Source organism: Pseudomonas oryziphila, from assembly GCF_003940825.1.
Classification (GTDB): domain Bacteria; phylum Pseudomonadota; class Gammaproteobacteria; order Pseudomonadales; family Pseudomonadaceae; genus Aquipseudomonas; species Aquipseudomonas sichuanensis.
The window spans coordinates 353,144-374,841 of record NZ_CP034338.1 but is presented as its reverse complement, the minus strand read 5'-3'; the positions used below and the strand labels follow the sequence as shown (position 1 = coordinate 374,841).

Annotated in this window: 17 protein-coding genes; 5 read left to right on the top strand and 12 right to left on the bottom strand. The window is 63.9% G+C overall.

Going from position 1 to position 21,698, the window contains the following annotated elements; all coding sequences use genetic code 11:
• Positions 1-273 precede the first annotated feature (273 nt).
• The 3 genes from EJA05_RS01840 to EJA05_RS01830 all read left to right on the top strand — a co-directional run bounded on the left by EJA05_RS01840 (position 274) and on the right by EJA05_RS01830 (position 4,405).
• Positions 274-2,967, top strand: coding sequence for a putative bifunctional diguanylate cyclase/phosphodiesterase (locus tag EJA05_RS01840; RefSeq protein WP_125857163.1), 2,694 nt, complete (start codon positions 274-276; stop codon positions 2,965-2,967).
• Positions 2,968-3,118: 151 nt separating this feature from the next.
• A complete protein-coding gene (gene msrA, locus EJA05_RS01835; protein ID WP_125462294.1) occupies positions 3,119-3,787 on the top strand; it encodes a peptide-methionine (S)-S-oxide reductase MsrA in 669 nt (222 codons plus the stop codon).
• 3 nt (positions 3,788-3,790) lie between these two features.
• A complete protein-coding gene (locus tag EJA05_RS01830) occupies positions 3,791-4,405 on the top strand; it encodes a glutathione S-transferase (RefSeq protein ID WP_125462293.1) in 615 nt (204 codons plus the stop codon).
• A gap of 147 nt (positions 4,406-4,552) precedes the next feature.
• On the opposite strand, the gene creD is transcribed toward EJA05_RS01830, so the two are convergent.
• From creD to rloA2, 4 genes are all read right to left on the bottom strand, one after another.
• Complete coding sequence (gene creD / locus EJA05_RS01825) at positions 4,553-5,881, bottom strand: cell envelope integrity protein CreD (protein WP_125857162.1); 1,329 nt, start codon at positions 5,879-5,881, stop codon at positions 4,553-4,555.
• A gap of 211 nt (positions 5,882-6,092) precedes the next feature.
• On the bottom strand, positions 6,093-7,526 hold the full coding sequence (creC, locus tag EJA05_RS01820) for a two-component system sensor histidine kinase CreC (RefSeq protein WP_125857161.1): 1,434 nt from the start codon (positions 7,524-7,526) through the stop codon (positions 6,093-6,095).
• Positions 7,526-8,206 (bottom strand): two-component system response regulator CreB, encoded by a 681-nt coding sequence (gene creB, locus EJA05_RS01815; RefSeq protein WP_125462289.1) that lies wholly within the window; start codon positions 8,204-8,206, stop codon positions 7,526-7,528. Before creB ends, creC begins: the two co-directional genes overlap by 1 nt.
• A 108-nt stretch (positions 8,207-8,314) precedes the next feature.
• Positions 8,315-8,815 carry a retropepsin-like aspartic peptidase RloA2 gene (rloA2, locus tag EJA05_RS01810; RefSeq protein ID WP_125857160.1) on the bottom strand — a complete coding sequence of 167 codons (501 nt, stop codon included), beginning with the start codon at positions 8,813-8,815 and terminating at the stop codon, positions 8,315-8,317.
• A gap of 182 nt (positions 8,816-8,997) precedes the next feature.
• On the opposite strand from rloA2, the gene EJA05_RS01805 reads away from it, so the two are divergent.
• Positions 8,998-9,885, top strand: a complete 888-nt coding sequence (locus EJA05_RS01805; protein ID WP_125857159.1) for an acyltransferase — start codon at positions 8,998-9,000, stop codon at positions 9,883-9,885.
• A gap of 173 nt (positions 9,886-10,058) precedes the next feature.
• Here EJA05_RS01805 and EJA05_RS01800 read toward each other — a convergent pair whose 3' ends face one another.
• Entirely contained in the window at positions 10,059-11,444 is a 1,386-nt protein-coding gene (locus EJA05_RS01800; protein WP_125857158.1) for a hypothetical protein, read from the bottom strand.
• 296 nt (positions 11,445-11,740) lie between these two features.
• Between EJA05_RS01800 and EJA05_RS01795 the strand changes: the two genes are divergently transcribed.
• The gene (locus EJA05_RS01795) at positions 11,741-13,090 is read left to right on the top strand and encodes an APC family permease (protein WP_125857157.1); all 1,350 of its coding nucleotides are present in this window, start codon (positions 11,741-11,743) and stop codon (positions 13,088-13,090) included.
• 139 nt (positions 13,091-13,229) lie between these two features.
• On the opposite strand, the gene EJA05_RS01790 is transcribed toward EJA05_RS01795, so the two are convergent.
• The 7 genes from EJA05_RS01790 to EJA05_RS01760 all read right to left on the bottom strand — a co-directional run bounded on the left by EJA05_RS01790 (position 13,230) and on the right by EJA05_RS01760 (position 21,688).
• Positions 13,230-13,802, bottom strand: coding sequence for a DUF2780 domain-containing protein (locus EJA05_RS01790; RefSeq protein ID WP_125857156.1), 573 nt, complete (start codon positions 13,800-13,802; stop codon positions 13,230-13,232).
• 175 nt (positions 13,803-13,977) lie between these two features.
• Positions 13,978-15,177, bottom strand: coding sequence for a formaldehyde dehydrogenase, glutathione-independent (gene fdhA, locus EJA05_RS01785; RefSeq protein WP_125857155.1), 1,200 nt, complete (start codon positions 15,175-15,177; stop codon positions 13,978-13,980).
• A 250-nt stretch (positions 15,178-15,427) separates the two neighbouring features.
• Entirely contained in the window at positions 15,428-16,285 is an 858-nt protein-coding gene (purU, locus tag EJA05_RS01780) for a formyltetrahydrofolate deformylase (protein WP_125462283.1), read from the bottom strand.
• 13 nt (positions 16,286-16,298) lie between these two features.
• Positions 16,299-16,931 carry a sarcosine oxidase subunit gamma gene (locus EJA05_RS01775; RefSeq protein ID WP_125462282.1) on the bottom strand — a complete coding sequence of 211 codons (633 nt, stop codon included), beginning with the start codon at positions 16,929-16,931 and terminating at the stop codon, positions 16,299-16,301.
• Positions 16,932-17,074: 143 nt separating this feature from the next.
• Positions 17,075-20,089 carry a sarcosine oxidase subunit alpha gene (locus EJA05_RS01770; protein WP_125462281.1) on the bottom strand — a complete coding sequence of 1,005 codons (3,015 nt, stop codon included), beginning with the start codon at positions 20,087-20,089 and terminating at the stop codon, positions 17,075-17,077.
• Positions 20,086-20,421 (bottom strand): sarcosine oxidase subunit delta, encoded by a 336-nt coding sequence (locus EJA05_RS01765; RefSeq protein ID WP_110992278.1) that lies wholly within the window; start codon positions 20,419-20,421, stop codon positions 20,086-20,088. The genes EJA05_RS01770 and EJA05_RS01765 overlap by 4 nt, the downstream gene beginning before the upstream one ends.
• A gap of 16 nt (positions 20,422-20,437) precedes the next feature.
• Positions 20,438-21,688, bottom strand: a complete 1,251-nt coding sequence (locus EJA05_RS01760) for a sarcosine oxidase subunit beta family protein (RefSeq protein ID WP_110992277.1) — start codon at positions 21,686-21,688, stop codon at positions 20,438-20,440.
• Positions 21,689-21,698 lie beyond the last annotated feature (10 nt).

The window sequence follows — 21,698 nt, the reverse complement described above, 5'->3', positions numbered from 1 at the left end:
CGCTCGTACCTCAACCCCGCCAATTGGCGGGGCTTTTTTTGAGCTGCAGGCCGCAAGCTGCAAGCTGCAAGAAAAAGCAGTTCATGCCCCAACACCGCTCAGCTTGATGCTTGCAACTCGAAGCTCGCAGCTGCTTTTCTTCAGATTTCATCTTGTTTGCCGACAACCTGCACACAGCATCCCGCATGGCCGCTTGCCAGCCCACGGGACATGATGCAACCTTGCCCGATGCGCCGCTTTCCAGGCGGCGCTCCCTGTTCAAGCGAGTCTTCGATGAAAAGCCAACCCGATGCCGCCAGCCGAGTGGCGGCCGAGGTCGTCACGCAGCTCCCCGTGCCCTCGCGGCTCGGCATGCTGCGTTTCGAACGGCTGAACGAAGCCAGCTGGGCCATGCTCTACGTCGACCCCGCCTGCGAGCGGCAATTCGGCCTGGCCGCCGCCGAACTCTGCGCCTTGATCGGCTCGCCCTACGCCAGCCTCATGGAGCCGGAGGCGCGCTACAAACTGCACGACGAGATCCAGCTGCAACTGGCCCGGCGCGGCCACTACCGCGTGCGCTACACCCTGCACGCAGGCCCGACGCCGTTGCGCGTGCTGGAAGCGGGCGAAAGCTACAAGCAGCACAACCGCCAGCTGCTGCGTGGCTACCTGACGGTGATGGACGACCAGCAGGACGACAGCGCCGACCTCGACGCAAACGATCTCGAATCCCGCAACAATCGCCTGCAACTGGCCCTGCAGCTCAATCAGCGCGCCCAGCAGGAGCAGCTCGAACACCTGGAGCGGGTGCGTGCCCAGCAGGACCTGATCCTGCGCCTGGCCCGCCAGCGCTACAGCATCGGCAACTCGCTGCTCGAAGCCGCCGAACTGATCACCCAGAGCGCCTGCGAGATCTACAAGGTCGACAGCGCCAGCATCTGGTACCTGCACGATCAACGCCTGGAGCCGATCAGCGCCTGGTACCACCACGAGCGGCTGCACCGCCTGCCCGAGCCGATCGACGCCAGCCGCTTCCCCGACTACCTCGAAGCCCTGCACGCCAGCCGCGCCATCGATGCCCACAACGCCAGCCACGACCCGCGCACCCGCGAAATGGCCGAGCTGCTCTACCCCACCGACGACAACGCCATGCTCGATGCCAGCATCCGCATCGACGGCCAGGTGGTGGGGGTGCTGTGCCTGGAGCAGACTGGCCGGCCAAGGGCCTGGCAGTCGGACGAGATCGCCTTCGCCGGCGAGCTGGCCGACCAGTTCGCGCAAGTGATCAACAACCACAACCGGCGCACCGCCGCCAACGCGCTGCACCTGTTCCAGCGCGCCGTGGAACAGAGCGCCAGCGCCTTCCTGCTGGTCAACCGCGACGGCGTGGTGGAGTACGTGAACCCCAGCTTCACCGCCATCACCCAATACAGCACCGAGGAAGTCCAGGGCCACCACCTGGCCGAGCTGCCGGCACTGGAAAACTTGAGCGAACTGCTGTTCGACTCCCCCTCCAGCCTGGCCATGGGCAACAGCTGGCAGGGCGAGTTCAAAAGCCGGCGCAAGAACCTCGAGCCTTACTGGGGCCAGCTGTCGATTTCCAAGGTGTACGGCGACAACCGCGAGCTGACGCACTACATCGGCATCTACGAAGACGTCACCCAGACCAAGCTGGCGCAACAACGCATCGAGCGGCTGGCCTACACCGACAACCTGACCAACCTGGGCAATCGCCCGGCGTTCATCCGCAACCTCGACGAGCGCTTCGCCCGCGACAGCAGCAGCCCGATCTGCCTGCTGCTGGTGGACATCGACAACTTCAAGCGGATCAACGACAGCCTCGGCCACCAGACCGGCGACAAACTGCTGATCAGCCTGGCCCGGCGCCTGCGCAACAGCCTGAGCAGCGGCGGCAGCCTGGCGCGCTTCGCCAGCAACGAATTCGCCGTGCTGCTCGACGATACCTCCCTCGAAGACGGCCAGGGCGTGGCCCACCAGTTGCTGCGCACTCTCGACAAACCGATGTTCGTCGACAATCAGCTGATCAACGTCACCGCCTCCGTGGGCCTGGCCTGTGCCCCCCTGCACGGCAGCGACCCGGCCACCCTGATGAAGAACGCGGGCCTGGCCCTGCACAAGGCCAAGGCCAACGGCAAGCACCAGGTGCAAGTGTTCACCGAAGTGCTCAACGCCGAGGCCAGCTACAAGCTGTTCGTCGAGAACAACCTGCGCCGGGCGCTGACCCAGAACGAACTGGAAGTGTTCTACCAGCCCAAGCTGTGCCTGCGCAGCGGCCGCCTGCTCGGGCTCGAGGCGCTGCTGCGCTGGAACCACCCGGAGCGCGGCATGATCCGCCCCGACCAGTTCATCAGCGTGGCCGAAGAGACCGGCCTGATCATCCCCATCGGCAAGTGGGTGGTACGCCAGGCCTGCCGCATGAGCCTGGAGCTGCGCGAGGCCGGCATGGGCAACCTGCACGTGGCCATCAACCTGTCGCCCAAGCAGTTCTCCGACCCGGAGCTGGTGAGCTCGATCGGCAGCATCATCAAGGAAGAGGCGCTGCCGCCGCACCTGCTGGAGCTGGAACTGACCGAAGGCCTGCTGCTCGAAGCCAGCGAGGACACCCACCGCCAGCTCGACGAGCTCAAGGCCCTGGGCCTGACGCTGGCCATGGACGACTTCGGCACCGGCTACTCGTCGCTGAGCTACCTGAAGAAGTTCCCGATCGACATCATCAAGATCGACCGCAGCTTCATCAACGAGATCCCCGACAACCAGGACGACATGGAGATCACCTCGGCGGTGGTGGCCATGGCCCACAACCTCAAGCTCAAGGTGGTCGCCGAGGGCATCGAGACGCCGGAGCAGCTGGCGTTCCTGCGCCGGCACCGCTGCGACGTCGGCCAGGGCTACCTGTTCGACCGGCCGATCCCTGGGCGCGAGCTGACCGAAAAGCTGCGCCGCTACCCGCGTGGCCCGCTGGCCTGACAGCGGCCCAAACCTCGGGCACTATAGAAGCCATTCGGGCCCTATCGCCGGCAAGCCGGCTCCCACAGGGTTCAATCCAATCCCTGTGGGAGCCGGCTTGCCGGCGATGGGGCCAACACCTATCCCACTGAAAAAACACAGAGGAACGGCCATGACCCTGCGTTCGGAAATCCTGGTGAACAAAAACGTCCTGCCCACCGCGGAACAGGCCCTGCCTGGCCGCGAAACCCCGATGACCCTGCCCGAGTTCCACTACGTTTTCGAAGGCACCCCGCTGCTCGGCCCGTTCTTCGAGGGCGACATCGACTTCGCCATCTTCGGCCTGGGCTGCTTCTGGGGCGCCGAGCGCCGCTTCTGGCAGCGCGAAGGCGTGGTCAGCACCGTGGTCGGCTATGCCGGCGGCTTCACCCCCAACCCCACCTACGAAGAAGTCTGCTCGGGCCTGACCGGCCACACCGAAGTGGTGCTGGTGGTGTTCGACAAGAACCGGGTCAGCTACCGCGAACTCCTGGCGATGTTCTGGGAGCTGCACAACCCGACCCAGGGCATGCGCCAGGGCAACGACATCGGCACCCAGTACCGCTCGGCCATCTACTGCACCTCGCCGCAGCAACTGATTGAGGCCAAGGCCAGCCGCGACGCCTTCCAGGCCGAACTGGGCAAGGCCGGCTTCGGCGAGATCACCACCGAGATCGACCAGGCACCGACCGTGTACTTCGCCGAGGCCTACCACCAGCAGTACCTGGCCAAGAACCCCGACGGCTATTGCGGTATCGGCGGCCTGGGCGTGTGCCTGCCACCCAGCCTGCAAGGTAACTGAGCCATGATCCTGTTCCATTCGCCGCTGTCGCCGTTCGTGCGCAAGGTCATGGTGGTGCTGCACGAGACCGGGCAACTGGGCGACGTCACCCTGCAAGGCGTGAATATCAGCCCGGTGAGCGGTGACGAGCAGCTCAATGAGGGCAACCCGATCGGCAAGATCCCGGCCCTGCGCCTGGACGACGGCAGTGTGCTGCATGACAGCCGGGTGATCTGCGAGTACCTCGACAGCCGCCACGTCGGCAACCCGCTGCTGCCCCGCGAAGGCTCGGCGCGCTGGCGCCGGCTGACCCTGGCCTCCCAGGCCGACGCGATCATGGATGCCGCGGTGGGTACCCGCTACGAAACCTTCCTGCGCCCGGCGGACAAGCAGTGGGACGGCTGGGTCCAGGCACAGGGCGAAAAGATCCGTCGCAGCCTGGCCAACCTTGAACACGAGCACCTGGCGGAGCTGGCTTCGGGGTTCGACCTGGCGGCGATTGGCGTGGCTTGTGCCTTGGGGTATCTGGACCTGCGCCAGCCTGATTTCGGATGGCGTGAGCGCCAGCCAGGGCTGGCGGCGTGGTATGCCGAGGTGAGCCAGCGGGCGTCGATGCTGGCCACCGCGCCGCAAGGCTGAAGGGCCTCTTCGCGGGTAAACCCGCTCCCACAGGATCTGTGCCGTACCTGTGGGAGCGGGTTTACCCGCGAAGGCCTCACCTCGGTGTTACAGGAAACAACATTCCAATTTTAAGGGCCAACCACCGCCCTATCTCGCGATCCTCCCTCATCCCAACCTCCCCACCCGCGACCAGTCCAACCGACGGGTCAGCACCATGAACACCCCCAGCAGCCCGAAGCACAGCAACGAGCCCATCAGCAGCGCATAGTCCTCGGCACTGAGCAGCCCATAAAGCATCGCGTACAGCGCCGCCAAACCCGCCGCAAAGCCAACCCCGCGCCCCAGGCTGCGCAGTACATGCGCCAGGTAGAAGCCGATCAGCAGCACACACCCCGACGCCGACAGCCCATAGGCCAGGCCAAACCCCAGGTGCTCCGACAGCGACAGCAGCAGCAGGTAGAAGAACGCCAGGGCCACGCCCACCAGGATGTATTGCACCGGGTGCACGCTCAGGCCCTTGAGCACCTCGAACAGGAAGAAGCCAGCGAAGGTCAGGGCTATGAACAGCAGCGCATATTTGATCGCCCGCTCGCTCTTGAGGTACTGGTCGACCGGATCGACGAAGCTCACGCCAAAGGTGGTGCCCAGGAACACGTTGCATGCCTGCGGGCTGACGCACTGGTCGAGAGCGTCTTCCAGGTTGGTGGCGAAGAACGAGGTCTGCCAGTGGGCGGTGAAGCCGGTGTCGTCGATGTCGCGACGAGTCGGCAGGTAGCTGCCGATGAAGCTGGGGTGCGGCCAGTTGGCGCGCATGGCCACGCTGCTGCTGCGGCCCACCGGCAACACATGCAGCTGGCCGGTGCCCTGCAGGGCGATGTCAAAGCCGTAGTCGAAGGCCCGTGCCTGCTGGCCATCGAGCTGCGGCAGCGGCACATGCACCCCGGCGCGCATCCAGTCCAACCCGGTGCCGGCCTCGAAGGCCAGTTGCTGGTCGTCGAACTTCAGCTCCAGGCCGCTCTCGATGCCGCGGATATCGCTGATGCCCACCACCAGAAACGGCTTGTCGAAGCGGTAGTCATCGTAGTCCTTGTCGATGCCCCAGCGCTCGGGCAGCTTGAAACGGCCCTTGATGCTGCCCTTGGCGTGGAACAGCCGGGCCTGGTAGATGCCACGGGCGCGCAGCTCGGTCTCCACGCCGATGTCGGCATCCATGGTTTCCGGCAGGAAGTACAGGTTGCCATTGAGGGTGTAGGTTTCCTGAACGCTCTGGCCGTCCTTTTCGATCCAGCGGCGTTCGTACTTACGGTAGGGCACCACCACCATCGGGCCGCTGATCTGCTGCTCGAAGCTGGAACTGCGGGCGATATCGCGCAACACATCGTCACGCAGGCTCTGCCGTTCGTCGATGAGGCCGCCAATCATGAATAGCGGGATGAGTAACAGCAGGATCAGCACGGCGATGGTGCCGAGCTTGAATCCGAGGGTCTTGTTCATGGGTGAGGCTCCGTGTGCGATGGGGCCAGTGTCCGCCCGCTGCGTGGAGCCCTCAGGGAGGGAATGTGGAGATTGTGTGGAGATTGCATGGACGGCGACACACTGCGTGGGAGCGGGCTTGCCCCGCGATGAGGCCAGCCCGGGCAACGTCACTGCCTGATCGGGCCTCATCGCGGGGCAAGTCGCATCGGCGCACCGCCGCTCCCACGCGTCAGCTGAAGCGTCGCACCGGCAACCAGAGCCGCACCCGCACCCCACCCTCGACGTTGTCCACCGCCAGCGAGCCGCCATGCAGCTGCATCACCTCGGCGACGAAGTTCAACCCCAGCCCGGTGCTCTTGCGCCCGGTATCCGGCCTTGGCAGTGAATAGAACCGCTCGCTCACCCGCCCCAGCGCATACTCGGGAATCGCCTGCCCCTGGTTGAACAGGCTCAGCGCCACCCGCTCGCCCTCGCGCTCCAGCTCGAACAGCAAGGCACCACCCTGCGGGGTGAAGTCCAGGGCATTGTCCAACAGGTTGGCCAGCGCCTGGCGCATCAGGAACGGGTCGCACCACAGGCGCATATCCACCGGCACCCGCTGGCGCACCTGCAAGCCGGCATTGTCGATACGCGCCCCGTGCGCCAGCAGCAGTTCATCGACCAGCGCCGCCAACGCCACCTGCTGTTCGTCCTCCAGCGCCTGCATCTGCTCGACACGGGCCAGGTTGAGCAGGCGCTCGATCATCTGCTGCAGGCGCTCGCTCTCACGCTCGATATTGCCGGCGAAGCGCGCCCGCTGCTCGTCCGGCATGGGGCCCTGGAGCAGCTCCGAGGCGCCGCGGATCGCCGCCAACGGGCTCTTCAGCTCATGGGTAAGGGTGTGCACGTAGCGCTCGACATAGGCCTTGCCTTCCAGCTGCGTACGCATGCGCTCCACCGCCGTGGCCAGCTGCTGCAGCTCGCCGCCCTTGTAGTGCGGCAAGGCGGCGCGCTCGCCTTCGCTGACCGCCTGGGCATAGTGGGTGAGCCGGCGCAGCGAGCGGGTCAGCCACCACGACAGCGCCGCGCCGACCAACAGGCCGAGCACGATCAACCCCAGCCCGAGGGTCAGCAGGCGCTTCTCGGAGCGGTCGATGTAGGGTTGCAGCGAGCTGTTGGGCTTGGCCACCGTCACCACGCCGATGATCTGCCCATCATCGAGGATCGGCGCCGCCACGTGCATCACCGAGGTGCTTTCGTCGTCCGGGTCGCTGCGGGTCGAGCGCGCGCCGTACTGCCCGCGCAGGGTGAGGTAGACATCGTTCCAGCGCGAATAGTCCTTGCCCAGGGCCTGGCCGCTGGAGTCGAGCAACACGATGCCCTTGGCGTCGGTGACATAGATGCGGTGGCTGACCTGGTTCTTCGCCAGCCCCCAGATCTGCGCGCTGGGGCGGCGCTCGCCGTAGGACTGCAGCACCTGCGACAGGCGGCTCTGGTTCAGAGTGCCGTGCTTGACGTCGTCATGGAGGATTTCCGCCAGCAGGTTGGCGGTGTCCACCAATGTCTCCTCGGAGGACTGGCGCACCACCGGGCGGATCTGTTCGCGCACGGTATTGAGCAGAAAATAACCGGCCAGCCCGACGAACAGGAAATACACCAGGAAGATGCGAATCCCCAGGCGCATCAGGCGTGCTCCGGGCTGTAGCTGTAGCCCAGGCCGCGGTGGGTCTGGATCGGTTCGGCGTCGGCGGCCACCTGGCGCAGCTTGGCGCGCAGGCTCTTGATATGGCTGTCGATGGTGCGTTCGTAGCCCACGTCCGAGGCCACGCCCAGGCCATCGAGCAATTGCTCGCGGCTGAACACCCGCCGCGGTTGTTCGAGCAGGCATTGCAGCAGGCGGAATTCGTGGCGGGTCAGCGCCAGCGCCTGGCTGCGATAGACGATACGCATGGCCAGGCTGTCGAGCTGGAACGGCGTGCTGTCTGTGGCCGGCTCGCTGCGTGGCGCCATGCGTTTGAGGATCGCCCTGACCCGGGCCGCCACTTCGCGCGGGCTGAACGGTTTGACCACGTAGTCGTCGGCACCGATTTCCAGGCCCAGCACGCGGTCGATCTCGGCGTCGCGGGCACTGAGGAACATCACCGGCACCTCGGTGAAGCGGCGCAGTTGGCGGCAGGTTTCGAAGCCGCTGATATCCGGCAGGCCAATGTCGAGGATCACCAGGTCGGCCGGGCGCAGGCGCTGCTGCTCGAGCGCGGCACTGCCCAGGGTCACCCATTCGGTGCTGTGGCCATCGGCCTGCAGGGCGTACACCAGGGTGTCGGCGATGGCGGATTCGTCTTCGACGATGAGGATGTGGGGCATCTGAGCGGCAAGCCTCAAGCTGCAAGCTTCAAGTGAAAGCGGATCGCGGCAACTTACACCGATCCGCTGTTTCTTGCAGCTTGTCGCTTGAAACTTGCAGTTGGCGAATCAGCAGCTCGGCTTGCCCGCGGTGAATTTCTCGGCCGGGTTCACCGCCGCCTTGAACTTCTTCAACGCCTTGGCGCCGACCAGCAACGGATAGTTGAAGTTGCTGCGATCGACCAGGTTGACCTCCACGGTGCGCTTCACGTCACCCAGGCACAGCTCCAGGTCGACTACCGGGCGGCGGGACAACTCGGGGGCATCGCCCTCCTCGTCCTCGTCGGCGCGGTTCTTGATCTTGCTGATGCGCGAAACCTCATGCTCGTAGACCTTGCCATCGGCGTCCTTGGTTGCCAGGCGAAAGCGCACCCATTCCTTGCCGTCACGGCTGAAAAGCTCGATATCCTTGGCCGACAACGACGCGGTGTAGGCACCGGTGTCCATCTTGGCTTTCAGGGTTTCGCCGATCTCCGGCAACTTGATGTTCTCGTAACGGCCGTAGAGCGTGGGCTCGGCGGCCATGACCGGCAACGCCAGCAGGGACAGCAGGGCAAGCAAGGGTTTCACGGGGCAGGCTTCCTTGAGAGGGGTCAGTGCTTAGACTGCGCGGGCAGGATAGGTTCGTTGCCACAGGTTAAACAACACAATGTGAAACATTTGTGCCACTTAATGGACGTACGACGTTTGGCGTAGGCCCCCGGGCTGCTTATCATTGCCGCCCGTACCTTTCACACAACAAGAGTTCCCTTATGCGTCGCCTGCTGACTGGCCTGCTCACCACCACCCTGCTGCTGCTCAACACCCTGGTGATGATCGGCCCGCTGCTGGTTTTCGCCCTGCTCAAGCTGGTGCTGCCCGGGCGCGGACGCGACTATGCCTCCGCCGGGGTGATGTGGATGGCCGAAAGCTGGTCGGAAGTCGACAAGGCCATCTTCGCCCTGTGCATCCCCACCCAATGGGAAGTGCGCGGCGTCGACACCCTGCGCCAGGACACCTCGTACCTGTGCATCAGCAACCACCAGACCTGGGTCGACATCCCCGCGCTGATCGAAAGCCTCAACCGCCGCGTGCCGTTCTTCAAGTTCTTCCTCAAGAAGGAGCTGATCTGGGTACCGCTGCTGGGCCTGGCCTGGTGGGGGCTGGACTACCCGTTCATGAAGCGCTACAGCAAGGCCTTCCTCGACAAGCACCCGGAGCTCAAGGGCAAGGACCTGGAAATCACCAAGGCCGCCTGCGAGCTGTTCAAGCGCCAGCCGGTGACCGTGGTCAACTACCTCGAAGGCACCCGCTTCACCCAGGCCAAGCATGCCCAGCAGCAGTCGCCCTACCGCCACCTGCTCAAACCCAAGGCCGGCGGCGTGGCCTTTGTGCTGGCGGCGCTGGGCGAACAGCTCGATGCGTTGCTGGACGTGACCATCGTCTACCCGGGCGACAAGGCCCCGGGGTTCTGGGACCTGCTCAACGGCAGCATCAGCCGGGTGATCATCGACATTCGCGTGCGTGAGCTGGACCCGGCGCTGTGCGCGGGGGATTACGAGAACGACCCGGTGTTTCGCCAGACGGTGCAGGCTTGGGTGAACCAGCTGTGGGTGGAGAAGGACCAGCGGATTGAGCAGTTGCGCACGCAAATGCGATAACGCAATCCGCTCCAACCGCAGGTACAGCTGGCGAAAGCGGTCACAAAACACGACGAACCCAGTGCATGGCAGTAGCGGAACATCGGAGTAGGATCATTGCGCACACATGAGTCCGATTTGCCTGCTGCCAACACCAGCAGGCACCTCGGACTGACCTTATCTCTTAACCAGGCTTATTCATATAATTTGATATTATCAATAGCACTGGAGGGTGGGACCAAGAGAATAGATATACTTTCTATTTTCTTGCCCGGTGGAGCCATGAAGTTGACTCGCCCAACAAGCGTTCCTGGCTCTATAGATAAATTATATATACCCCCACCTACGTATCTAACAAAACCCGCATTGTTCGTTGTACCCGCGCCATGCCAATAGTCAAATGAAACGCCACCCACCGGCGAATTCGGCGTAAAAATAGCTCCCCCATAATATTCTGACTTCAGAAACAAGTGATGACCGGAAATATTATATAACGGGGGCACTCTATTATGCACTGTAATAACGCCGGCCGGCCTTTCCGCCACAAACTTCCCACTGGGAACGCTAAACTCCTTGACATTTTCCTGTAGCGGCACGTTCTCGAAATCAATTAGCGCGATAGGGTCTGGCCCCTCCTCTCCCCCTACCACTTGATCAGACTCATTGTAGATGAATGACGCTTTTGCGTTTTTGTTGGAAGCAAACGTCAGTTGAATAACCGGAACTACCTGATTGTAGGCCTGATAGTAACGCCGCTGATCATCTTGGGCCGACGCAAGTCCTGCAGTACCCGCCACATAGAAAAACGATTGAATCGGCAACTGCGCCCCTGTCCCCGCCGCCCAAGTGGCCAAGCGCAGTTCGTTGTTGCCGTACCAATGGGAAGTCGTGATCAGCGAACGCCCGACGGTGCTTTGTTTGAACCTATCCGCCGTATTAGGCTGACCTTCCCTCACGTTCCAGCCACATTGGGCTTTGTATTTGTCGGCCGCCGCGTTGAAGTGGGTAATCCACTGCTGGCCCGTGTTGATACCCTGGTCACTGCACGGTCGACTTTGCGTTGGGTATTGCGTGGTGGTACCGCAACCCTGCTGATTGCGGATATCCGTCCAGCCGTCGAATGGGAACGAACACATGATCTGGATATCGGAGTTTTTGCCTGCAGGTGTATCGAGCACCGGATAAAAAATAAATCCGTTATTGTAGTTCATTGGTAAATCTCTGAAGTTGGTGTCCGTTCGAATCCAGGCAAAGGACACCCCTCCACTGGCTACTGAGCCTGGGCTTGGGTCCCAGGGAAAATAGCTCTGCCGACTGAGCGTACCGCGCAACATTACACCCGAGCACAAAAACGACGGACGCGTTGCAGAGCCGCAGTTGTCTGCAGTCTGGTCGTACCAGCCTTTGAGTTGTGCAGCAGCAGCAGGCCCCCTAAGGCGCAGGCTCTGCGCCGCCGACAGCGTGGGCGGCGCCTGTTCGACACCGATGGGCGGGGAAACCGGCGCTGGCGGTTTTTCAACTAGCGGGGCACAGGCCGCGAGTAAAAACAATAACAACAGGGCAACGTAGTTTCTCTTCATCGCACACTCACTCAATAGTCATTTGCACGCGCAACGGCTGTTGAGGAAGTTACAAACAGTGTGCTCGACAGTCGTTTCCTTGGCCCGCCCAGACTAGCGATCTCTGCGATTGCGCATAACTAGCAAAAATATCAGGTTGCGCCAACGCTGCCGAAGCAGGCACCCCACGAGAGCCGTGTGTGTTCCAGATTAAAATCCAGATTTATAATCGACATTAGCAACTCTTTGTTTGTCACCAGCCACCCTGGTGGATAAAAATCGATCAACCACAACTACAAAAAAGCCAGGATTGATCGATGGCAACCCAACCTTGCTCCGCCCCCGCGCAACTGCGCCGTGTCCTGGGCCTGCCCGCCCTGGTGTTCTTCGGCCTGGTGTACATGGTCCCGCTGACCATCTTCACCACCTACGGCATCGTCACCGAGCTCACCGGTGGCCGCACTGCCGGCGCCTACCTGGTCACTCTGCTGGCCATGCTGTTCACCGCCACCTCCTACAGCTTCATGGTCCGGCGCTTCCCCGTCGCGGGCTCGGCGTACTCCTACACCAACATGGCCTTCGGCCCCAACGTGGGCTTCCTGGCCGGCTGGTCGCTACTGCTCGATTACCTGTTCATCCCGATGATCAACTACCTGCTGATCGGGCTGTTCCTCAACATCGCCTTCCCGGCCATCCCGGCCTGGGCCATCGTGCTGGCCTCCATCGCCCTGGTGACGGTGCTCAACGTGATCGGCATCCACTCGGTGGCCAAAACCAGCAACCTGATCGTCGGCGCGCAGATTGTCTTCATCGGGGTGTTCGTCGCCCTGTCGTGGCAGGGCCTGGCCGGTCAGCCGGTGGATTTGCTGGCGCCATTGCGCGGTGACGGCAGCGCACCGGGCTTCGGCGCGCTGATGGCTGGGGCGGCGTTGCTGTGCCTGTCGTTCCTCGGCTTCGACGCCGTCTCCACCCTGGCCGAAGAATGCAAGGACGCCCGCCGCGACGTGCCCCAGGCGATCATCCTCACCACTCTGGGCGCTGGCCTGCTGTTCACCGTGCTGGCCTATGTCAGCCAACTGGTGCTGCCGGGCAGCCACTTCGCCAACGCCGATGCGGCGGCCAACGAAGTGATGCTCAAGGCCGGCGGGCAGTTCCTCGCCAACTTCTTCACCGCCGCCTTCGTCGCCGGCAGCCTGGGCTCGGCGCTGGCCTCGCAGGCGGCGGTGTCGCGCATCCTGTTCACCATGGGCCGCGACCGTGTGCTGCCGCAGCGCAGCTTCGGTTATCTGTCGCCGCGCTTCGGCACACCAGTATTCGCCACCCTGCTGGTGTCGGCGTTCTCGCTGCTGGCGTTGGTGATCGACCTGGCCACCCTGGCCTCGCTGATCAGCTTCGGCGCGCTGGTGGCGTTCTCGGCGGTGAACCTGGCGGTGGTGAAGACGCACCTGGTGAATGAAAGCGCGCATCGCAACCTCAAGGGGTTGCTGCGCTATGGCGCGGTGCCGCTGGTGGGGTTGGGCCTGACCCTGTGGCTGTGGACCAGCCTGTCGGCGCTGACCTTGGTGATTGGCCTTTGCTGGTTTGCCCTGGGGCTTGCCTACTTGGCCGTGCTGACCGCTGGCTTCCGTCGCCCAGTGAGCCTGGTGGACTTCTCCGAAGTCGCCTGACGGTAAATGTGCGCTGGCTGCACCGGCCTCATCGCCGGCAAGCCGGCTCCCACAGTTTCACCGCAGCACTTAAGGACGGTGATTTCTCTGTGGGAGCCGGCTTGCCGGCGATAGGGCCAGCAGCGGCCCTGCAAGTCCCTCAGACCGATGGCTGGGCCAAAGGCGCCGGCGTTGCCCACAAATTCCCCAGGTTCTGCAGCAACGACCCGGCAATCCCCTGCTGCCCCAGGTACTGCAGGATCAGCGGCGCAAACTGCCCGATCATCCCGGTATCCAGGCCCAGCGCCTTGAACGCGGTATCCAGGTCGTTGCGGTTCTGCACCTCACCACCCAGCGCATTGCCCAGCGGCGAGTCGGTCTTGCCGTTGCCCAGTAACTGCCCCAGGCCGCTCAATCCGCCCAATGCACTGGCACCCGAGAGCAAGTCCAGCCCCGGCACGGCCTTGGTCAACTGGCCATAGTCATCGCCGCTGAGGTTGTTGCGCGCCAGCCCCAGCATCGCCCCGGCGCCGCCGATGGCCTGCTCGGGGGTGATTTTCAACTCGCTGCCCAAGGTGTTGAGCAGGTTGGCCTGGGCCGCAGGCGCCTGCACCTGGGCGCCCTGCTCCTGGTTTTGCGTGGCGGATACCGCATTGGCGACGTCGCTGAGGTTGAAGGCGAACACCGGGCTTGCGGCCAGGGTCATCAGGGTTGCCAGGGTGAATGCTTTCATCGGGAGGGACCTCGTCGGCCGGAATGGCCGGGAAACGAGGGGTTTGACTGGAGGTTTGAACCTTTGTTCCGGGCCGATTGTCGGCGCTGTTCGGGCTGGACGATACCTCGCCGCATGACGCAAGCAGGCATGAAAAAGCCCCTCGGCAAGAGGGGCTCTTTTCACTCCACATCCGTTACGCCGCGCCCCACATCTTGTGCGGGTCGATCACGAATTTCTTCGGCACGCCGGCATCGAACTCGCCATAGCCTTCCGGCGCCTGGTCTAGGTTGATCACCTGCACGCCCACCACTTCGGCGATGTTGATGCGGTCCCACATGATCGCCTGCATCAGCTGGCGGTTGTACTTCATGGTCGGGGTCTGGCCGGTGTGGAAGCTGTGCGACTTGGCCCAACCCAGGCCGAAGCGGATGCTCAGCGCACCGATCTTGGCGGCGGCGTCCACCGCACCCGGGTCTTCGGTCACATACAGGCCAGGGATACCGATGCTGCCGGCCACACGGGTGACTTGCATCAGCGAGTTCAGCACGGTGGCCGGCGCTTCATGCTTGGCGCCTTCGTGGCCATGGCCACGGGCCTCGAAGCCTACGGCATCGACGGCGCAGTCCACTTCTGGCTCACCGAGGATGTCGATGATCTGCTCGTGCAGCGGGGTGTCCTTGGACAGGTCGACCACTTCGAAGCCCTGGGACTTGGCGTGGGCCAGGCGGGCCGGGTTGAGGTCGCCGACGATCACGCAGGCGGCGCCCAGCAGGCGGGCAGACGCGGCGGCGGCCAGGCCGACCGGGCCGGCACCGGCTACGTAAACGGTGCTGCCTGGGCCAACGCCGGCAGTCACGGCACCGTGATAACCGGTTGGCAGGATGTCGGACAGGCAGGTCAGGTCACGGATTTTCTCCATGGCCTTGTCGCGGTCCGGCAGTTTCAGCAGGTTGAAGTCGGCGTAAGGCACCAGCACGTATTCGGCCTGGCCGCCGGTCCAGTCACCCATGTCGACGTAACCGTAGGCGCCACCGGCGCGGGCCGGGTTGACGGTGAGGCAGACGCCGGTGTGCATCTCTTTGCAGGAGCGGCAGCGGCCGCAGGCGACGTTGAAGGGTACCGATACCAGGTCACCGATCTTCAGGCGCTCGACGTCACGGCCCAGCTCGACGATTTCACCGGTGATTTCATGGCCCAGAACCAGGCCGACCTGGGCAGTGGTGCGGCCACGGACCATGTGCTGGTCGGAGCCGCAGATGTTGGTGGAGACCACCTTGAGGATGACGCCGTGTTCGATCTTCTTGCCGCGCGGGTCCTGCATTTTCGGGTAGTCGATCTTCTGTACTTCGACCTTGCCAGCGCCGAGATACACCACTCCACGATTGCCAGACATGCTCTTACCTCGCTTGATTTGTATTTATGCAGCGTTGGTTGAAGCGCCGCCATCCATGGGCGGCATGTGTTTCTGGAATGCAGGAATTGTGGGCCTGATGGGGGATGTCGCAGTGACTGGTTGCGACAGGGGGATGTCTTTTTGCGGCAGTTGAAAATGTGCCGGCCCTTTCGCGGGTAAACCCGCTCCCACAGGTATTGCATGGAACCTGTGGGAGCGGGTTTACCCGCGAAAGGGCCAGCGCAGGCGTTTAAAGAACGACCGTGCGATTGGCGTTCAGGAACACCCGCTTCTCAATGTGATACCCCACCGCTCGCGCCAAAGTCAGGCACTCGATATCGCGCCCCTTGGCAATCAGGTCTTCGGGGTAGTGGCTGTGGTCCACCACCTCGACGCCCTGGGCAATGATCGGCCCTTCGTCCAGGTCATTGTTGATGTAGTGCGCGGTGGCACCGACCATCTTCACGCCCTTGTTGTAGGCCTGGTGATACGGCTTGGCGCCCTTGAACCCCGGCAGCAGCGAGTGGTGGATGTTGATCGCGCAACCATCCAGCCGGCGGCACAGCTCGGGCGACAGCACCTGCATGTAGCGGGCGAGGATCACCAGCTCCGCACCGGTCTGCTCGATCACGTCCAGCACCTTGCGCTCCTGCGCCGGCTTGTCGTGGGGGTCCAGGGCAAAGTGGTAGTAAGGGATCTTGTGCCAGTGGGCCAGGGGCTCGAGGTCAGGGTGGTTGGACACCACCGCGACCACGTCCATGGCCAGTTGGCCGATGCGCTGGCGGTACAGCAGATCGTTCAGGCAGTGGTCGGCCTTGGACACCATGATCACCACCTTGGGGCGGTGATGCGGTGCGGTCAGCTCGAAGGCCATGCCGAAGGCTTCGCTGCGCGCGGCAAGGCCGGCCCGAAAGCCGCCCTCGTCGAAGCCGTCCGGGGCGCGGAACTCCACGCGAATGAAGAACCGCCCCGACAGCCGGTCATCGAAGGAATGGTGCTCGGTGACGTAGCAGCGCTGCTCGTAGAGATGACGCGTCACCACATCGACGGTGCCGAGCATGCTCGGGCAGTCGGCAGTGAGAATCCAGGTGTCCGGTGCCCGACTCATGCTGTGTACTCCCTTAGGCTTCGATGGCCAGGCCGTATTCGGCCGATGCGTCCTGCAGCCACAGCCACCAGTAGTCGGAGAAGCTGCGGCGGATCATCAACTCCCAGGTGTCTTCGGCGGTGCGGCGGATCACCAGTTGCGACTTGGCGAACACGGTGCCCACGGCCTTGCCCACCGGGAAGTTGTTCGGGTGAACATCATAGCTGGTGGATTTCATCAGCACGTCGCGCACGTTGGGGCCGCGCAGCTCGAGCAGGGTCTGCCCGCCGCTGACGTTGACCACCTGGATGTGCTGGCCGTCGAGGGCTGCACGCAGCTTGTTCTCGACTTCCACTTCCTGGCCGCCGGGGACGATCAGCAGGAACTCGTCCGGGCCCATCCATTGCAGCGAGATGTCGCCGTTGGCGACCACGGTCAGGGCTACCGGCAGCTCCAGGCCCAGGGCCTTGTGCACGGCGCCGGCGAAGGCCGGGTCGTGGCTGTTGCCGCGGAGGGTCAGGTGACCGAGGAATTTCTTCTCGCGCAGGGTCACGCCTGCGTTCTTGCGGCCCTTGCCGACCAGGCTGGCCAGGTCGGCGTGGTGCAGTGGCGACTGAGCCTTGGCATCAGGGCCGGGGTTTTGCTGGAAGACGTTGATAGCGCTCATTTCTTACCTGCCTTGAATTCTTGTGGGTCAGAGCGGGCACCGAACCTGTGGGAGCGGGTTTACCCGCGAATGCGGCGGTAAAGCCAGCATCGCATTCGCGGGTGAACCCGCTCCCACAGTGTCCGATGTTGTCAGCCGGAGCCTTAGACGTTCTGCCGCTCACCCTTCGGATCGAAGAACACCGCGGAGACGATTTCCGCCTCGATCACGCTGCCATCGGCCTGTGGCGAATACACCCGCTCGCCCATGCGCTTGAGGCCGCCCTTGACCACACCCATGGCGAACGAATAGCCCAGGGAGTTGGAGGCATAGCTGGAGGTGACGTGGCCGACCATGTCCATCGGGATCGGTTGCTTGGGGTCGAACACCAGTTGGGCGCCTTCAGGCAGCCACACCTTGGGATCGACCGGCTTGAGGCCCACCAGCTGCTTGCGGTTGTCGCGCAGGCAGTCTTCGCGGTTCATGCCACGCAGGCCGATCCACGAGAACGGCTTGTTGCGGCCCACGCACCAGCTCATGTTCAGGTCGTCCGGGTTCATCGAACCGTCGGTGTCCTGGCCCACGATGATGAAGCCCTTCTCGGCACGCAGCACGTGCATGGTCTCGGTGCCGTACGGGGTCAGGTTGTACTTCTTGCCGGCCTCGACGATCTGCTCCAGCACGCCCATGGCGTAGTTGGCCTGCACGTTCACTTCGTACGACAGCTCGCCGGTGAACGAGATGCGGAACACCCGGGCCGGCACGCCGCCGACATTGCCTTCCTTCCAGGTCATGAACGGGAAGGCTTCCTTGTCCATGTCGATGTCGGTCAGCTCGCTGAGCAGCTTGCGGCTGTTGGGGCCGGACAGGGTCATGGTCGCCCAGTGGTCGGTGACCGAGGTGAAGTACACCTTCAGTTCCGGCCATTCGGTCTGGTGGTACAGCTCCATCCACTGCAACACACGGGCGGCGCCGCCGGTAGTGGTGGTCATGATGAAGTGGTTGTCGCCGACGCAGGCGGTCACGCCGTCGTCGAAGACCATGCCGTCCTCTTTGCACATCAGGCCGTAGCGGGCCTTGCCCACGTCGAGCTTGGTCCAGGCGTTGGTGTAGATGCGGTTGAGGAACTCGCGCGCGTCCGGCCCCTGGATGTCGATCTTGCCGAGCGTGGAGGCGTCCAGCAGGCCGACGCTGTCACGCACGGCCTTGCACTCGCGGGCCACGGCAGCGTGGATATCCTCGCCGGCTTTAGGGAAGTACCACGGGCGCTTCCACTGGCCGACGTCCTCGAACTCGGCGCCGTTCTTCACGTGCCAGGCATGCAGGGCGGTGAAGCGCACCGGCTCGAACAGGTGGCCACAGTGCCGGCCCGCTACTGCGCCGAAGGTCACCGGCGTGTAGTTGGGGCGGAACATGGTGGTGCCCATTTCCGGGATGGTGATGCCGATCGAACGGGCGGCGATGGCCAGGCCGTTGATGTTGCCCAGCTTGCCCTGGTCGGTACCGAAGCCCAGCGCGGTATAGCGCTTGACGTGCTCGACCGACTCGAAGCCTTCGCGGGTGGCCAGTTCGATACCGGCGGCGGTGACGTCGTTCTGCTGGTCGACGAACTGCTTCGGCCCTTTGCTGCCCTTGTCGTGCGGCACCTGGAACAGCGCCACGGTGGCCTCTTCCTTGCGCGCCACGGTTTTCGGCAGGGTGCCGACGGTGGCCTTGAAACCGGCCTCGGTGGCAGCGCGGGCGCCGCCTTCGAAACCATCGGCAATCACGTCACCGAGGGCATAGACGCCGTTGATGCCGCCGACGCACTCGCGCTTCTGCGGGGCATCGCCCGGCACGAAGCCAAGGATGTCGTCACGCCATACCGGGCGACCGCCCAGGTGCGAAGCGAGGTGGACGATCGGGCTGTAGCCGCCGGAGGTGGCGATCAGGTCGCACTCGAGGGTCTCGCCTGGGCTGGTGACCTTGTGTGCCTTTACATCGATGGCGGCCACACGGGCGCCGGTGACATGCTTGCTGCCCTTGGCCTCGACCACGGCGCTGGAGGTGAGAATGCGGATGCCCTTGGCACGCGCTTCTTCAACCAGCGAACCACGCGGGTTGTGGCGGGCGTCGGCGATGGCCACCACTTGCAGGCCGGCGTCGTGCCAGTCGAGCGCTGCGCGGTAGGCGTGATCGTTGTTGGTCGACAGCACCAGCTTGCGGCCCGGCGCAACGCCGTAGCGGCGCACGTAGGTGGAGACCGCACCGGCCAGCATGTTGCCCGGCACGTCGTTGTTGCCGTACACCAGCGGGCGCTCGTGGGCGCCAGGGGCCAGCACCACACGCTTGGCACGCACGCGGTGCACGCGGTGGCGCACCTGGCCGATCGGGGCGCGGTCGCCGAGGTGGTCGGTGAGGCGCTCGTGAATGGTCAGGAAGTTATGGTCGTGGTAGCCGTTGACCGTGGCACGTGGCAGCAGGGTCACTTCCGGCAGGCTTTCCAGCTCTTTGACCACGGCGTTGACCCAGTCGGCGGCGGGCTTGCCGTCGAGGGTTTCGCGGGTGTCGAGCAGGCTGCCGCCGAACTCTTCCTGTTCATCGGCCAGGATCACCCGGGCACCGCTGCGGGCGGCGGCCAGGGCAGCGGCCAGGCCAGCGGGGCCGGCGCCGACGATCAGCACGTCGCAGTGCTGGTTCATGTAGTCGTAGCTGTCCGGATCGTTCTGCAGCGGCGCACGGCCAAGGCCTGCGGCTTTGCGGATGTACTTCTCGTAGGTCATCCAGAACGATTTCGGGTACATGAAGGTTTTGTAGTAGAAGCCCGGCGGCATCATGCTGCCGCCCACCTTGCCGAGGATGCCCATGACGTCGTTGTTGACGTTCGGCCAGCCGTTGGTGCTGGTAGCGACCAGGCCTGCGTACAGCGCCTGCTGGGTGGCACGCACGTTGGGGATCTGGGTGGCTTCGCTGGAGCCGATCTGCAGGATGGCGTTCGGCTCTTCGGTACCGGCGGCGATGATGCCGCGGGGGCGCGAGTACTTGAAGCTGCGCCCGACGATGTCGACGCCGTTGGCCAGCAGGGCGGCAGCCAGGCTGTCGCCGGCATAGCCCTGGTAGGTCTTGCCGTTGAAGGTGAAGTTCAACACCTTGCTGCGGTCGATACGGCCGCCGCTGGCGAGGCGATAGGTCTGGCTCATACTTTTTCCCCTTGGCCCTTGGCGGTCGCGGATGCCGCGCTTTGCTTGCCGGCAGCGGTGACTTGAGGCTTCTCGCCGATCTTGTAGGTTTCCAGAATTTCGTAGGTCACGGTGTCACGGGTGACGTTGAAGTACTGGCGGCAGCCGGCAACGTGGTCCCACAGTTCGTGGTGGATGCCACGCGGGTTGTCGCGGAAGAACATGTAGGTGCCCCACTCCTCGTCGGAGCAGGCGGCCGGGTCCAGCGGGCGTGGGATGTGGGCCTGGCCGGAAGCGTGGAATTCTTCTTCGGAGCGCAGCTCGCCGCAGTGGGGACAGAAAATATGCAACATGACGGTTGTCTCCGGGTCAGTGGGCGACGGCAGCAGCGCCGTGTTCGTCGATCAGCGCACCGTTGTAGAAACGGTCCATGGAGAACGGCGCGGCCAGTGGGTGCATTTCGCCCTTGGCCAGGCTCGCGGCGAACACGTTGCCCGAGCCCGGGGTGGCCTTGAAGCCGCCGGTGCCCCAGCCGCAGTTGAAGAACATGTTCTTGACCGGGGTCTTGGAGATGATCGGGCAGGCGTCCGGCGAGGTGTCGACGATGCCGCCCCACTGGCGGTTCATGCGCACGCGCGAGAGGTTGGGGAACATCTCGACGATGGCCTGCAGGGTGTGTTCGATCACCGGGTACGAGCCGCGCTGGCCGTAGCCGACCCAGCCGTCGATACCGGCACCGATCACCAGGTCGCCCTTGTCGGACTGGCTGATGTAGCCGTGCACGGCGTTGGACATGATCACGCTGTCGATGATCGGCTTGATCGGCTCCGATACCAGGGCTTGCAGCGGGTGCGATTCCAGCGGCAGGCGGAAGCCGGCGAGCCTGGCCATGTGCCCGGAGTTACCGGCGGTGACCACGCCGACGCGCTTGGCGCCGATGAAGCCTTTGTTGGTTTCCACGCCGATCACGGCGCCGTTCTCTTTACGGAAGCCAATCACTTCGGTCTGCTGGATCAGGTCCACGCCCAGGGCGTCGGCGGCACGGGCGAAGCCCCAGGCCACGGCATCGTGACGGGCCACGCCGCCACGGCGCTGCACGGTGGCACCGAGGATCGGGTAGCGGGTGTTCTTCGAGCAGTCCAGGTAGGGGATCTCGGCCGCGACCTGGGCGGTGTTGAGCAGCTCGCCATCGACGCCGTTGAGGCGGTTGGCGTTGACCCGGCGCTCGGAATCGCGGATGTCCTGCAGGGTGTGGCACAGGTTGTACACGCCGCGCTGGGAGAACATCACGTTGTAGTTGAGGTCCTGGGACAGGCCCTCCCACAGCTTCATGGCGTGCTCGTACAGGTGCGCCGACTCGTCCCACAGGTAGTTGGAACGCACGATGGTGGTGTTACGGGCGGTGTTGCCGCCGCCCAGGTAGCCTTTTTCGATCACGGCAACGTTGGTGATGCCGTGCTCTTTGGCCAGGTAGTAGGCAGTGGCCAGGCCATGGCCGCCACCGCCGACGATGACCACGTCGTAGACCTTTTTAGGGGTTGGCGTGCGCCACATGCGCTGCCAGTTCTCGTGGTGGCTGAGGGAGTGTTTGAAGAGGCCGAAGCCCGAGTAGCGTTGCATGGTCGTTTAC